The organism is Blastococcus sp. SYSU DS0828 (genome assembly GCF_054050975.1).
In genome coordinates, this window is sequence record NZ_JBJHAK010000004.1 from 38,600 (window position 1) to 51,993 (window position 13,394).

Genomic DNA, 13,394 nt, shown 5'->3' on the forward strand with positions numbered 1-13,394 from the left:
CCGCCGCCGAGCGGCGTCCCGCCCGTGCGCGGACCCGTTGACAGCCTCCCGACCGCGAGCAGCATGGCCGCTGCGGCGACGCCGCGAGGGCGCCGCCCGCCATCCCGAGAGGAGGGCGGCATGTACGCCCGATCGAACACCGTCCACGCCGACCCGCAGCGCATGGACGACGGCATCGCCTTCGCCCGCGACGAGGTCATGCCCGCGGTCATGAGCATGCCCGGCTGCATGGGCCTGTCCATGCTGTGCGACCGCGGGTCCGGCCGCTCCATCGTCACGACCAGCTGGGACTCCGCGGAGTCGATGAGCGCCAGCAGGGACGCGGTCCGCGCCATGCGCGAGCGGGCCGTCGACGTCATGGGCGGCCAGTTCGACGTCCAGGAGTGGGAGATCACCGTCCTGCACCGCGCGCACCGGGCGCCCGAGGGCGCCTGCTGCCGCGTCACGTGGACCCGCGGTGATCCCGCCCGCATGGACGACGTGACCGAGACGTTCCGCACCGGCCTCATCCCGCGTCTGGACGACATCCCGGGGTTCTGCAGCGTCAGCCTGATGGGCGACCGGCAGACCGGCATGGGGGTCCTCACCGCCACCTACGACGACCGCGCGTCCCTGGAGCGGTCCGCCGAGGCGGTGCGCGGGATGCGCGAGCAGTTCACCCAGCAGATGGGGCTGGAGATCACCGACATCGCGGAGTTCGAGCTGGTGATCCACCACCTGCGCGTTCCTGAGATGGCCTGAGGGACGGCGGCCGGCGCGCCCACCGAGCGCGCGCCGGCCGCACCTCCGCTCTCGTGTTGCGCAGTGACGGCGCCGGCCGGGATCAGGACGCGTCGAGCCGGTAGAGCGCCGTGTGGTGCACCTGCAGCACCGGCTCGTCGCCGGCCAGCACCAGCGCGTCGTACCGGACCTCGTCGTGGCGGCCCCGGCGGCCCACTCCGGTGACCACCCCGTGCGCGGTCAGCTCCACCGGCAGCCGGGCGACGCCGAGGAAGCGGCAGTCGCTGGACGTGTGGATCCACGGCCCGAGGGCGACGTTGCGCATGAGCAGCTCGTTGACCAGCCGCAGCAGCAGCCCGGGATGGAGCAGCGCCTCCCGCCGGTACAGGTCCAGCGGCTCGCCGATCGCGTCCAGGTACCAGTCGTTGCGCTCCACGGTGCCGGCCTCGGTGACGCTGCCCATCGGGCCGATGACCGGGTCGGCCACCGGCTCGGTCGGTGGGTCCACCGGCCGGTAGCCGGTGAGATCGGGCCTCTCCGCGCCGAGCCCGGCCGAGCCGACGCACCGCACCTCCCCAGCGGGGTCGCTGACCATGAGCCGGCCGTCCGCCGGCTCGACCAGCAGCTCGTCGCCGTCGTAGGTGGGCCGCCGGAAACGCAGGTCGATCCTGCCCCGGGAGAGCCACTCGGTCCCCCAGGCCGCCACCAGCGGCGTCGTCGTGCGGGCGAACAGCTCGACGCCGGGGACCAGCGCCCCGGCGAAGCCGTACCGCCGCGCGACGTCGTCCTCGTGGATCTTGTTGGTCGACTCCTCGACGACGTGGGCCACGAAGCGGTGGGGTCCGGGAGCGGTCACGTCGCCGGATGCTGCCGTGCCGGTGCCGCGGTGTCGAGACCGGACCACGTGCACCGGCAGCGATGCTCAGGAGGGCAGCGGCGGACGTACCCACCCGGCCCCGCAGGCACCTCGGCGCACGTCGTCCGGCGTCAGGCCGTAGGCGGCACGGAAGCCGCGGCTGAACGTGGCCGAGTCGCGGAACCCCCAGCCGTGGGCGACCTCCGCGACGCTCACCCCGGTGCCTCGACGCTGCAGCTCGCGGCGCGCCGCCTCGAGCCGCCGCCGGCGCACGTACCGGGCCGGTGTCTCGCCGCGCTCCGCGAAGAGCACGTAGAGCGCGCGCAGCGAGACGTATCCCGCGCCCGCCATCCGCTCCGGCGTCAGGTCGGGGTCGCGCAGGTTCGCCCGCACGTAGGCGGTGATCCGCAGCCACGCCGCGTCGGGTGGGGGCTCGGCAGTGACCCGCCCCGGCAGCGCCTCGGCCAGCAGCCCGACGGCGGCGTCGGCCACCGGGACCGCCAGCCGGGGGTCCAGCGCACCGGCCGTCCGCAGGGTGCTCCCCAGCAGCCCGGCCAGCAGGTCGGCCGCCGCGGGTTCCAGCACCCGGCCGCCCTCGACGTCGGCAGCGAACCGGCTCCGCGGCACCAGCAGCGTCCACTTGTGCAACCGGCCGGGCACCCGGAAGCGGACCGGCTCGTCGCTGCGCCACACCAAGGCCGACCCCGGCCGGAGCACGGAGCGCTCGCCGCCCACCTCCACGTGCTCCTCCCCCGCCCGCACGAAGAGCACCCCGACGGCGTCCTCGTCGGTCGCGGCCATCTGCGACCGGCCGCGGTGCCCGCTGCACGGACCGCAGCGGCAGTCGACGAGCGCCAGGTCGCCGATCCGGTAGCGGACGAGCGCGTCGGTCCCGGCGGGCGCGTCGTCCTCCGGGGTCACCGACCACGGCAGGTGCGTCGCGCTGATCAGGTCGAGCAGGGCATCGAGCCGGTCGGCCTCGGGCAGCGACTCCGGGCGCCACCGCTCCGCTGCCAGGGCCATGGAGTCCTCCCGCCGCCGGCCACGCTGCCGTCGTCCCGCATGGAACCGGGGGCACCACCCCGCGCGCAAGGGCCGACGGTGCACGGATCGACAAGGGACGTGCAGGGATCGTCACGACGGGAGCCCCCGCGCGGAGCAGAGTGCGGACCTCGAGGCCCGCCGGGGCCGCAGGAGGAGGAGTCATGCGGGAAGACGTCGAGTTCGCGACCGAGGACGGCGTGACGCTGCGCGGTTGGCACTACCCGGCGCAGGGCGTCGACGGGCCGGCTCCGCTGGTTGTCATGGCGCACGGCTTCTCCGCGGTGAAGGAGCACCTGCTGGACGACTACGCCGCGCACTTCTCCGCGGGCGGCCTGGGTGTCCTCGTCTACGACAACCGCAACCTCGGCGCCAGCGACGGCACGCCGCGCGGTGAGATCGACCCCTGGCAGCAGATCCGCGACTACCGGACGGCGATCACCTGGGCGACCACGCAGCCGTGGACCGATCCCGACCGCCTCGGCGTGTGGGGCTCCAGCTACAGCGGTGGCCACGTGCTGGTCGTCGCCGCGCTGGACCGGCGGGTGCGCTGCGTGGTCTCCCAGGTGCCGCTGGTCAGCGGGCTGGCCAACGCCCGCCGGCTCATCCGCGCCGACGCCTTCGCGGGCCTGCGCGCCGCCTTCGACGGCGACCGCGCCGCACGCTACGCAGGTGAGCCGCCGGCGACGATCCAGGTCGCGTACGAGAAGGACCCGACCGAGATGGCGGCGCTGCCCACCGACGACACCCACGACTTCTTCTTCGGCCCGATCCAGGACCGGGCCCCGAACTGGCGCAACGAGGTCACCCTGCGCTCGGTGGAGATGTTCGTCGAGTACGAGCCCGGTGCCTACATCGGCGCCATCTCCCCCACGCCGCTGATGATGGTGGTCGCCGCGAAGGACCACCTCACCGTCGCGGACCTGACGCTGGAGTACTACGAGCGCGCGCGACAGCCCAAGGAGCTCCTCGTGCTGCCCGTCGGCCACTTCGACGCCTACGTCGACGAGGCGTTCGCGGTCTCCGCGCCCGCCCAGCTGCGCTGGTTCGCCACGCACCTCGGGTGAGGTTGCCGGGTCGGTCGTCCCACGGCGGGGGGCCGACCCGTACCAGCCCCACCTCGACGGCGAACGGCGAAGCCGAGGTCACCCGCCCGGGCGGACCAGCCCCGTCTCGTAGGCGAGCACCACGGCCTGGGCCCGGTCGCGCAGGCCGAGCTTGGCAAAGACGCGGCTGACGTGCGTCTTCGCCGTCTGCTCGACCACGAACAGCGTCTCGGCGATCTCCCGGTTCGACAGGCCCCGGCCCACCAGCGCCAGCACCTCGGTCTCCCGCGGCGTCAGCGCCTCCAGCTGCGCCGGCCGCCGGTCGTTCCCGGACGCGGGGCCCGTCGCCAGGTAGTGCGCGATCAGCCGGCGCGTCACCTCCGGCGCCAGCAGCGACTCCCCCGCCGCCACCACCCGCACGGCGTGCAGCAGCTCCGCGGCCGGCGCGTGCTTGAGCAGGAAGCCGCTCGCCCCCGCCCGCAGCGCCGCGTAGACGTAGTCGTCGAGGTCGAACGTGGTCAGCACCAGCACGCGCGGCGCCGGCTCCAGCGCACCGCCGAGCAGTGCCCGGGTCGCCTCGATGCCGTCCAGCCGCGGCATCCGCACGTCCATGAGCACGACGTCCGGACCGCGCCCCCGGGCGGTCAGCTCGGTTGCCAGCTCCACGCCCGCCTGCCCGTCACCGGCCGTGCCGAGCACCTCGATGTCCGGCTGAGCGTTCAGCAGCGCGGCGAACCCGTCCCGCACCATCGACTGGTCGTCGACGACGAGCACCCCGATCACGCGTCCACCCCCACGACCAGCGGCAGCTCGGCGACGAGGCGGAAGCCGCCGTCGGCCGTCGGGCCCGCCTCCACCGTGCCGCCGTGCAGAGCCGCACGCTCCCGCATGCCGGGCAGGCCGCTCCCTCCGCCCGACGCGGCCGGCGTCGCCGTTCCCCGGCCGTTGACCACCTCGATCCGCAGCACCCCGCCCTCCCCGGCGACGCGCACCCGCACGGGTGCACCCGGCGCGTGCTGGGCGGCGTTGGCCAACGCCTGCTGGACGATCCGGTACGCCGACAGCCCCAGCGCCGCGGGCGCCTCCGGCAGGCGCAGCTCCCACTGCAGCTCGGCGCCGGCCGCCCGCGCCGCGCGCAGCAGGTCCTCGAGGTCGCCCAGGCCGGGCTGGGGCGCCCGCTCGGCGCCGTCGTCGGAGCGCAGCACGCCGAGCAGGTTCTGCATCTCCGCCAGCGACTGCCGCGCCGCGGTCGCCACCTCGGCGAACTCGGTGCGCACCGACGGTGTCACCTCGTCGAGCCGGTACGGCGCGGTCTCGGCGCGGACCGCGATCAGCGACATGTGGTGGGCGACGACGTCGTGCATCTCCCGGGCGATGCGCGCGCGCTCGGCCAGCGCGCCCTGCCGCGCCAGCGCCTCCTCGGCCCGCTCCTGCTCGCCGGCCAGCGCCGCGCGGGCCCGCTGCCGGGCCCCGAGCGCGCCACCGAGCACCAGCGGGACCGCCACCCCCACCAGCGCCGTCGACCACGACCCGGCGTCCACCGCCTCCGCGTCGACGATCCCGAACAGGAGCAGCGCGACCACCGAGACCAGGGCGACGCCGAGGAGCGCGCGACCGCGGGCGGCCCACGCGGCCAGCAGCAGCACCGGGAGCCAGAACAGCCAGTGCCAGACCTCCACCACCGGCAGCGGCTCCGGCGACGCCGGGATGAGCAACCGCAGGACGACGAGCCAGCAGGTGACGGCCAGCCACCCGTCGAGCGGGCGACGGGGGGCGACGGCGAGCCCGAGGGCCGCCGGCAGCAGGTAGAGGAAGGCCACCCCGCCGAGCAGCCCGCCGCGTTCGTTGAGCACCGCGCTCGACACCGCGATGGCCACGACCAGCCCGTACAGGCCGAACAGCACCGCACCGACCGTGCCGGCCCGCGGGAGCCTCGACCACGGCGCGGACCACGCCGGCTGCTCCGGCCGGACCGCCGCGAGCACCGCCGACCACGCACCGGAGGCGCCGGTGGCGGTCATGCGGCGCAGGGTGGTCGGCTTCATCGCGCTGCGAGCCTAGCCACGGAGAACGCCCTCCCGCGTCCCTCCGGAAGGGCAGGTGCGCCCCCTACCGGAGTAGCACGCTCCGCTCACGTCGGACGCCGGTAGCGCGCCAGGACGGCTCCGCAGCGTGACGACGGCGCTCGCTCGCGAAGCTTCGATCGGACGGCATGCGCACCCCGCTGTTCGCCCTCCTCGTCGGGCTGTTGTCCCTGGTCGGAAGCCTGTCGCTGCTCGCCCAGCCGCGGGCCTCCTCCGGTGGGTCCCCGGTCGGCCTCGACCGCCGCTGCGCCGACGAACTGTCCGCTCGCCTCACCGCCGGTTCCGACGCCGCGGTGCGCGTGCTCGGCTGCGACCCGGCCGGCCGGGGACGTGCGGTGGTCGCGCTCGGCGACCTGGCCACGGCGGACTCCGTCGCGGTGCTCGTGCCCGGCGCCGACACCGATCTGGCCACCCTGCACGACCCCGCCGCTCCGCTGCGCCGGCCGTGGGGGTGGGCCCGGTCGCTGGCATCGGCCGCCGGCCCGCGAACCGCCGTCGTCCTCTGGGTCGGCTACGAGTCACCGCGGGGCCCGGGCGTCGACGCGGCGACCGGCCGGCTCGCGCGGGCGGCCGCGCCGGCCCTCGTCGACGCCGTCGCGGAACTCCGGTTCCGGTCGGGGACGGCGCCGCACGTCACGGTGATCGGGCACAGCTACGGCGCCGTCGTCGTCGCGCTGGCGGCACCGGAGCTGACCGCCGACGACGTGGTGCTGCTCGCCAGCCCGGGCGCGCGGGCGCGCGACGTCACCGGGCTGCGCACGTCCGCGCGGGTGTTCGCGGCGCGCGGCGCCGAGGACTGGATCCGCTTCGTCCCGCACCTGGCGGTCGGCGACCTCGGGCACGGTACGGACCCGGCGGCACCGGAGTTCGGGGCGCGGCTGATCCCGGCCGACGACGTCCGGCGGCACGACGGCTACTTCCGCCCGGGCTCGGCGGTGCTCGCCGCGATCGCCGGCGTGGTGACCGGGGCACGGGACGGGGCGACGGCGTGAGGCGGCATCCCGTGGCGACGGCGGTCGCCACCTCGGCCGGCATCGTCTGCGTCGTCACCCCGTGGATGCTGGAACCGCCGCTGTGGGTGCGGCTGCTGGCCGGCCTGCTGACCGCGGCGACGTGGTGGTGCGCGGCGCGGCTGGTCGGCGCCGTCGTCGAGGGGGTGCGGAACGTGCTCCACGGGCGGGCGCGGTCGGCCCGCCTGACCGTGGGCATGGCGGCGGTGCTCGTGGTCGCCGGGTGCGGGGCAGCGCCCCCTCCCGCACCTGCCGAGGCGCCCGCCTGGGTGCCGGTCGTCGCGTCGGCGCCCCACGTGCCGGCCGGAACACCCGTCCGCGTGCGGATCGACCTGGCCGACGCGCCGACCGACGAGACGCGGGCCCGGCTGGCCGTCGAGGAGCTTGTCGGCGCCGGCGGGCTGACGCGCTCGACGGTGGTGATCGCCGTCCCCACGGGATCGGGCTGGGTGGACGAGGGGGCGATCGCCGCGCTGGAGGAGCTGACCGGCGGGGACCTCGCGACCGCGACCGTGCAGTACGCGCAGCGCCCGAGCTGGGTGGAGTACCTGCTCGGCACCGACCGGGCGGAGCGGTCGGCGACGGCCCTCCTGGATGCGGTCCGGGCCCAGCTGGCGACCCTGCCCGCCGGCGAGCGACCGCGGCTGCTGATCTTCGGGGAGAGCCTGGGTGCGACCGCCGCGGCCGCGGCGGTGGCCGAGCTCGGCGGCGTCGACGGCTGCCTGCTGGCCGGGCGGCCGGGATCGGCGGGCTCGTCCCCGGTCCCCGGGTGCACCGACGTCCGCAACGACGACGACCCCATCCCGGAATGGCACCCCGGCCTGGTGCTGGCCCCGCGCGGTGACCTGCCGTGGCTGCCGGCGGTGACGTTCTGGCAGGTGACCGCCGGTCTGGTCACGGCCCTCGACCACCCGCCCGGCGCCGGGCACCGCTATGGCATGAGCCTGGCCGACGACTGGGCCCGGATGCTGTGACGCCGAGGACCGGCACCGGGAACGCGGCAGCCCCGCCACGACCGGAGTCGTCGCGGGGCTGCCGTCGCTCACCTCAGATGCTCAACCCGCCGCAACCGCTGCTGCAGTCGACGGTCCAGATCGAGCGGGCCAGCGCGCTGAACCGGGCGGACGGCAGGAGCCGCTCCCCGCGCGGGCCGCGGACCGTGCCGTCGGACCCACCGGCCGGCGGGGTGCCGCCCGGTGCGGCCACCCCCGGCTCGGTGCCCGGGGCCGACGGCGCGGGCGCCGTCGGGGTGGGCGCCGTCGGGGTGGGCGCCGTGGGGGCCGGCGACGAGGTCGCCGTCACCAGGGTCAGCCCGCCGCCGAGCACCGTCGACGAGCGGTCCGGCGCGAAGACGTGGACGTCGTAGACGCCCGCCACCAGCGTGGGCGACTCGAAGACGATCTCCGTGCCGCTGAGGCCGACGATCCGCACCCCCGTACTGCTCCCCACGCGCACCAGCACCCCGGACTGGAAGCCCGAACCGCTGATCCGCACCCGGGTGCCACCGGACGCGCTCACCACCGACGGCGAGATCGAGGTGATCCGGTACGCCCCCACCGACGGGTACTGCTTCTCCCCGCCCGTGGCCGGCTGGGGTGCCGCCGGCGCAGGAGCAGGAGCAGGAGCCGAGGGAGCCGGCGATGACGGAGCAGGGGCCGACGGTGCCGGGGCCGAGGGGGCCGGCGACGACGGCGTCTCGCTGCCGGGACGCGGCGTGGTCGGCGCGGTGCTGCCACCGTCCGGGGTCCGGCCGCCGTCCACCACGGGCGACGACGGGGCGGGGGCCGGCGTCGGCGAGGTCCCCGGCGCAGGAGCCGAGCCACCGGGCGCCGGTGCGCCGACGGACGGAGCCGGTGCCGACGGCGCCGGAGCGCCCGGCGACGACGGCGCCGGAGCGGTCGGGTACGTGGGAGCCGGCGTCGGGGAGGTCCCCGGCGCAGGAGCCGAGCCGCCGGGCGCCGGGCTGCCGACCGACGGCGCCGGCGTGCTCCCGCCGGACGGCGGAACCGGCGTTCCGGGAGACGGCTCGGGCGCCGGGTCGGCGCTGCGCTGTGCCTCCTCGCCGACCAGCAGCGGGGCGGCGTAGGCCATGCCGAGCGCCTCGCCGTCCTTGGCCAGCTGGACCACCAGCACGTACCGGCCGTCCTGCAGCTCGGTGCTCGGCGTCAGCACCAGCGAGCCCAGCCCCTCCCGGGTGCCCAGCGAGAAGCGCGCCTCGCCGGCGTCGTCGGTCGTCGCCGTCTGGCCGTTCAACGTGATCGCGTGCTGCGTCAGCGCCAGGACGTCGCCGCCGTGCTCCAAGCCCAGCGAGATCCGCGCCTCGTAGGCACCGCCCGGCACCGAACCGCTGGCGACGACCTGCGGGGTCACCGTCCCGGCCATCGCGGTCATGTTCGTGAAGCGGTACCGCACCGGCGCCGCCGTCTCCCCGAACTTCGTCAGCGACAGCCGGCCGCCGGTCACCGACCTGCCGGCAAAGGCCGGCAGGGGCTCGACGTCGGCGAGCAGCCGCTGCACCACCTCGGGTGCGGACGCCTCGCGGTCCAGCCCCTTGTAGAGCGCTGCTGCCGCGGCCACCTGCGGCGCCGCGATCGAGGTGCCGCTCACGAGCTTGTACCAGCCGTCGGGCGTCGTGGAGAACACGAGCGTCCCGGGGGCGAACAGCTCCACCGTGCCCGCCCCGTAAGCGGAGAAGTCGCTGACCGTGTCGGCGGCCGTGCTGGCGCCCACGGTGATGACGTTGGGCCGGTTGATGCTCGCCGGGTACACCGGCGAGGTGTCGCGGTTGGCGCTGTCGTTGCCGGCCGCCACCACGACGACGACGCCCTTGCCATTGGCGTAGTCGATCGCCTCGGTCAGGATCGCCGCGCCCCCGGGGCCGCCCCAGGAGGCGTTGATGACGTCGGCGCCGTTGTCCGCCGCGTAGCGGATCGCCTGCGCGCCGAGGTAGAGGTCGACGCTCCGCCCGGCGCCGATGACCAGCGGCATGATCGAGACGTCCGGCGCCACACCCGCGGTGCCCTGGCCGTTCCCGGCGCGGGCGCCGACGGCTCCGGCCACCGTGGTGCCGTGCGAGTTGTCCAGCCCGGCGTTCGTGACGTCGGCGGAGTTCGTGTAGAAGTTCCAGCCGTGGCAGTCGCCCGGCTTGCCGTTGGCGTCGGTGTCACCGGTGCCGCAGGGCTGGTCGGGATTGGTCCACAGCGCGCCCTGCAGATCGGGGTGGCCGGCCGCGAACCCGCTGTCCAGGACGGCGACGGTGAGCCCCCGGCCCGTGCCGGCCCGCCAGCCCTCCGGCGCGGAGACGTCGGCTTCGGCCACCCCGCCCTGCCCGTGGAAGTTCGAGCCGGTGTTGCTGAGGTTCCAGCCGTAGGTGCCCCAGTACGGGTCGGAGACGGATTCCCCGAACACCTCGCCGGGCTCGGAGAGCTGCACCTGCGCGCCGGCCAGCAGGTCGGTGACGACGGAGGGAACGAGGTCCTTCCCGGCGACCAGCGCGGAGCCGTCGAACAGCGACTGCGCCGACGCGATCGCCGGGTGGGCGTCCAGCAGCGCCACCTGCTCGGCCGTGACCCCGCCGTCCAGCGTGACGACGAGGCGGGTGAGCCCGTCGCCGGCCGGGCCGAAGTCCTCGAGGACCGGCACCGCCGGTGCCGCGGAGGCGAGCGTGCCGATGACGGCCGTGCCCCCGAATCCCAGTGCCGCGGCCGCCAGGACCGCGATCCCGCGGTACCCCCTGCCGGCCGATCGGCCTGCCGTGTCCCTCATGTGTCACCCGATCCGTCGTCGAGACCTCTTCCTGGAGGACCTCGGCGCGCACCGGACGGTGCTGGATAGCTCGAAGGAGGGAACTACGGCACCGGCTACCCCGTCGACCGGCGGTAGGTGGCGGGTGGGGTCAGTCCTTCAGCGAGCGGATCCACAGCGCCGCCGCGCCGTAGCCCAGCGAGCTGGTGATCGCCCGCGTCGTGGTTCGGCCACCCGCCTGGCCCGCCGCCGCGAGCGCGGTCAGCGTGTCGAGCAGGTTCATCGCCGCCACGGCGGCCAGCCCGCGGTCGACCTCCTCGTCGGTCTTCGCGGTCAGCGCCAGCGCGGATACCACCAGCGCCCGGCTGCCGAACAGCCGCTGCAGCTGCAGGCCCGACGGCGTCACCGGCACGCCGTAGCTGTTCGCCACCGCCCGCGGCGCCAGGACGCTCATCGCCCCGAACGCCGCCCCGACGGCGCCCAGCGCCTGCGCCATCGACCTCTTCGAGGTTCCGGCTGCGGTCTTCTTCCTGAACATCGCGAACTCCCAGGTACGAGGACAGACGGCGTCGGCTCACCGCCACCGGCCACTCAACCAGCGCCGCGCCCCGCCCGCAGCGCGAGCCGGGCGCTCCGCCGTTAGCGTCCCGACCATGACCGCCGACCGCCGTTCCCGGTAGACCGTGCCGCCGGCCGTCGAGCTGCAGCACCGCCCCACCCCGTGGGGCGTGCTGCGCAGCCGCGTGACCGGCACGGCTCGCCCCGGTGTCGCGGAGGTCGTCGTCGTCCCGGGCCTCGCCGTCGCCAACTACCTGCAGCCCGCCGTCGAGGCCCTCGGCACCTGGACCCGCGCGCACCTCGTCGAGCTGCCCGGCTTCTCCGGTAGCGGTGAGCCGCCGCACCCGATGGACGTCGTGGAGCACGCCGACGCGGTCGCCTCCTGGCTCGCCGCCGGCGGGCCCGAGAACCCGGTGCTCGTCGGGCACTCCAGCGGCACGCAGGTCGCCGCCCACGTCGCGGCTCGCGAACCCGGGCGGGTGCGCGCGCTGGTGCTCGCCAGCCCGACCGTCGACCCGGCCTACCGCAGCATGCGCCGGGTCCTGCTCGCCTGGCGGCGCAACCACGAGCTCGAGCCTCCGGAGCTCGACGTCCAGCACACCCCCGACCGGCGCCGTGCCGGGCTGCGGCGGGTCCGGCACGCCCTGGCCGCCCACCTCGCCGACCGCCTGGAGGACACGATCCAGCGGGTCGACTGCCCCGTGCTCGTCCTCCACGGCGACCGCGACCGCCTCTGCACCGAGGCCTGGGCGCGCGAGCTCAGCACCCGGGCGAGGGACGGCCGGTTCCGCAGCGTCCCCGGCGCGCACAGCTTCGTCTGGACGGCACCCGACGCGTGGTCCGCCCCCATCGCCGAGCTCGCCGGCGCCCCGCCGCTCCCCGCGTGACGCCGGAATTGCTTCTCCAAGGGGCCAGCAGGCTCTGGCGCCAGCCTGCAACGGTCCTACGGACTTCGCCCCGTCGGTAGGACCCGTCGCAGGCCGACGAAGGCTGGGACCGACTACCTCCGCTAAGAGACTGACTTCTCCTGCGACTCGTCGGCGGAGTCGTCAGCAGCGGCGTCCGCTTCGGCGTCGCCGACCGGCTCCGCCCCGTCTTGCGACGACAGCGCCGTGCTCACCAGGTCCGTCCGAGACTGCCCGGGCAGGTCTGCCACCTCTCGCATCTTCGGCGGGGCAGCCGTCCACGCCTTCAGATGCTGCAGAACTTCTCCGTAGAAGGTGTCGACCGCGTCCAGCACTGAATCGATGGCCGCACCCCGACCGCGGCCGCGCTTGGTTCCAAGCGGGCTGGTCAGCGCCACACGGAAAGAACGGAGGTCTCTCTTCGGGTCCTGGATGAGGAGATTGGCGTCTTCGCGAACCGACTTGAGCAGATCCGCCGCTCCTGGCCCTCGCGCGTGCATGGCGAACGCTTCCAGACGAACCGAATCCGGCGCCGCCTTCAGCTGTCGCACCAGCCAGTTCACCCTCGTCGTCGACCGACCCTCTCGTGGCGCGTCGACATCCACGTGAAGAGTTACTCGGCTCGCCCGCAGATCGAGGTCGATGTTGAGCGGCGCGACGGCGTGGGGGATCCGAATTGCACCGCTCAGACGCCCCTCTTTGACGAGACCTTCGATGAGAGCCGCAGTACGTAGGGCAGGCTCTGCGGCTTCCCGCCTACTGACGACCGGGACGACCTCAGTGCCTAAGGTGCGCCCGAGCCTCAGAGAGGCATACCTCAGCAGAGCATCGAAGCGGGCTGCTACGTCCGCAACGCCCTTGTCCGTGGCACGCAACGTCCCGGCGCTCACGGCATCTCGGACGGCGACCCACGAAGGCCCCATGTCCTCGAATTCCAGCGCACCGGACCGGGGGTGCTCCAGATACCGGATCAACTCACCAAGAATCCATGCCTGGTCAGGGTCAGCCACGCCCCGGTGCTCCTTCTGGACCACGGCCTCGGCCAAGATCTGGCTCCACGGGAGATGGTGCAAGGCGACCTTGCGAAGCTTGCGCTTGTCGACCTTGGTCGGGTGCTGGTCGGCTGAAGGTGGGATCTCGTTGCTGATCGTGATCAGCGCATCGAAGCCGTTGTCCCGGGCGATATCGAGGTAGTTCTCCAGCTGCTCGGGAGCCAACTCGTTGGTACCCGTCTTCACCTCTACGAGCGCCGTCCAGCTCCGCTGGCCACGCGTCACCCTGATCAAACCGTCGGGGTAGCAGCGCTTGTCGCCTAGCAGGAACGGCACCTCGATGAAGGCCTCGATGTTGCCCGCCGGTGCACCGAGCGGCTGCGTCAAACCGCGGCCGAACTCCCTCACGGCAGTCACTACGGCGAGGAGAGCCGAAGT

At 74.8% G+C, this 13,394-nt stretch carries 12 protein-coding genes; 5 read left to right on the top strand and 7 right to left on the bottom strand.

The window, feature by feature from the left end; translation table 11 throughout:
* The first annotated feature begins 120 nt into the window (after nucleotides 1-120).
* Nucleotides 121-741 carry a hypothetical protein gene (locus ACI79Q_RS04290; RefSeq protein WP_456614247.1) on the top strand — a complete coding sequence of 207 codons (621 nt, stop codon included), beginning with the start codon at nucleotides 121-123 and terminating at the stop codon, nucleotides 739-741.
* A gap of 82 nt (nucleotides 742-823) precedes the next feature.
* On the opposite strand, the gene ACI79Q_RS04295 is transcribed toward ACI79Q_RS04290, so the two are convergent.
* Both ACI79Q_RS04295 and ACI79Q_RS04300 read right to left on the bottom strand, forming a co-directional pair.
* The gene (locus ACI79Q_RS04295; protein WP_456614248.1) at nucleotides 824-1,576 is read right to left on the bottom strand and encodes a hypothetical protein; all 753 of its coding nucleotides are present in this window, start codon (nucleotides 1,574-1,576) and stop codon (nucleotides 824-826) included.
* Nucleotides 1,577-1,642: 66 nt separating this feature from the next.
* Nucleotides 1,643-2,599 (bottom strand): helix-turn-helix domain-containing protein, encoded by a 957-nt coding sequence (locus ACI79Q_RS04300; protein ID WP_456614249.1) that lies wholly within the window; start codon nucleotides 2,597-2,599, stop codon nucleotides 1,643-1,645.
* 182 nt (nucleotides 2,600-2,781) lie between these two features.
* Here ACI79Q_RS04300 and ACI79Q_RS04305 point away from each other — a divergent pair, with 182 nt between their 5' ends.
* Nucleotides 2,782-3,684, top strand: coding sequence for an alpha/beta hydrolase (locus tag ACI79Q_RS04305; protein WP_456614250.1), 903 nt, complete (start codon nucleotides 2,782-2,784; stop codon nucleotides 3,682-3,684).
* 78 nt (nucleotides 3,685-3,762) lie between these two features.
* On the opposite strand, the gene ACI79Q_RS04310 is transcribed toward ACI79Q_RS04305, so the two are convergent.
* Complete coding sequence (locus ACI79Q_RS04310; protein WP_456614251.1) at nucleotides 3,763-4,446, bottom strand: response regulator; 684 nt, start codon at nucleotides 4,444-4,446, stop codon at nucleotides 3,763-3,765.
* The gene (locus ACI79Q_RS04315; RefSeq protein ID WP_456614252.1) at nucleotides 4,443-5,708 is read right to left on the bottom strand and encodes a histidine kinase; all 1,266 of its coding nucleotides are present in this window, start codon (nucleotides 5,706-5,708) and stop codon (nucleotides 4,443-4,445) included. The genes ACI79Q_RS04310 and ACI79Q_RS04315 overlap by 4 nt, the downstream gene beginning before the upstream one ends.
* Nucleotides 5,709-5,875: 167 nt before the next feature.
* On the opposite strand from ACI79Q_RS04315, the gene ACI79Q_RS04320 reads away from it, so the two are divergent.
* Complete coding sequence (locus tag ACI79Q_RS04320; RefSeq protein ID WP_456614253.1) at nucleotides 5,876-6,739, top strand: alpha/beta hydrolase; 864 nt, start codon at nucleotides 5,876-5,878, stop codon at nucleotides 6,737-6,739.
* The gene (locus tag ACI79Q_RS04325; RefSeq protein WP_456614254.1) at nucleotides 6,736-7,731 is read left to right on the top strand and encodes an alpha/beta-hydrolase family protein; all 996 of its coding nucleotides are present in this window, start codon (nucleotides 6,736-6,738) and stop codon (nucleotides 7,729-7,731) included. Before ACI79Q_RS04320 ends, ACI79Q_RS04325 begins: the two co-directional genes overlap by 4 nt.
* Nucleotides 7,732-7,804: 73 nt before the next feature.
* On the opposite strand, the gene ACI79Q_RS04330 is transcribed toward ACI79Q_RS04325, so the two are convergent.
* Nucleotides 7,805-10,522, bottom strand: a complete 2,718-nt coding sequence (locus ACI79Q_RS04330; RefSeq protein WP_456614255.1) for a S8 family serine peptidase — start codon at nucleotides 10,520-10,522, stop codon at nucleotides 7,805-7,807.
* 130 nt (nucleotides 10,523-10,652) lie between these two features.
* Nucleotides 10,653-11,039, bottom strand: coding sequence for a hypothetical protein (locus tag ACI79Q_RS04335; protein ID WP_456612369.1), 387 nt, complete (start codon nucleotides 11,037-11,039; stop codon nucleotides 10,653-10,655).
* 145 nt (nucleotides 11,040-11,184) lie between these two features.
* On the opposite strand from ACI79Q_RS04335, the gene ACI79Q_RS04340 reads away from it, so the two are divergent.
* Nucleotides 11,185-11,946, top strand: a complete 762-nt coding sequence (locus ACI79Q_RS04340) for an alpha/beta fold hydrolase (RefSeq protein WP_456614256.1) — start codon at nucleotides 11,185-11,187, stop codon at nucleotides 11,944-11,946.
* Between the two features lie 122 nt (nucleotides 11,947-12,068).
* Here the strand turns inward: ACI79Q_RS04340 and ACI79Q_RS04345 are convergent, their stop codons facing one another.
* The gene (locus tag ACI79Q_RS04345) at nucleotides 12,069-13,364 is read right to left on the bottom strand and encodes a hypothetical protein (protein WP_456588479.1); all 1,296 of its coding nucleotides are present in this window, start codon (nucleotides 13,362-13,364) and stop codon (nucleotides 12,069-12,071) included.
* Nucleotides 13,365-13,394 lie beyond the last annotated feature (30 nt).

What these genes read in the sequence shown, in the direction of transcription:
- ACI79Q_RS04290 (WP_456614247.1), top strand. Translation starts at nt 121, where the DNA reads ATGTACGCCCGATCGAACACCGTCCACGCCGACCCGCAGCGCATGGAC.
- ACI79Q_RS04300 (WP_456614249.1), bottom strand. Translation starts at nt 2,599, where the DNA reads ATGGCCCTGGCAGCGGAGCGGTGGCGCCCGGAGTCGCTGCCCGAGGCC.
- ACI79Q_RS04305 (WP_456614250.1), top strand. Translation starts at nt 2,782, where the DNA reads ATGCGGGAAGACGTCGAGTTCGCGACCGAGGACGGCGTGACGCTGCGC.
- ACI79Q_RS04315 (WP_456614252.1), bottom strand. Translation starts at nt 5,708, where the DNA reads ATGAAGCCGACCACCCTGCGCCGCATGACCGCCACCGGCGCCTCCGGT.
- ACI79Q_RS04320 (WP_456614253.1), top strand. Translation starts at nt 5,876, where the DNA reads ATGCGCACCCCGCTGTTCGCCCTCCTCGTCGGGCTGTTGTCCCTGGTC.
- ACI79Q_RS04330 (WP_456614255.1), bottom strand. Translation starts at nt 10,522, where the DNA reads ATGAGGGACACGGCAGGCCGATCGGCCGGCAGGGGGTACCGCGGGATC.
- ACI79Q_RS04335 (WP_456612369.1), bottom strand. Translation starts at nt 11,039, where the DNA reads ATGTTCAGGAAGAAGACCGCAGCCGGAACCTCGAAGAGGTCGATGGCG.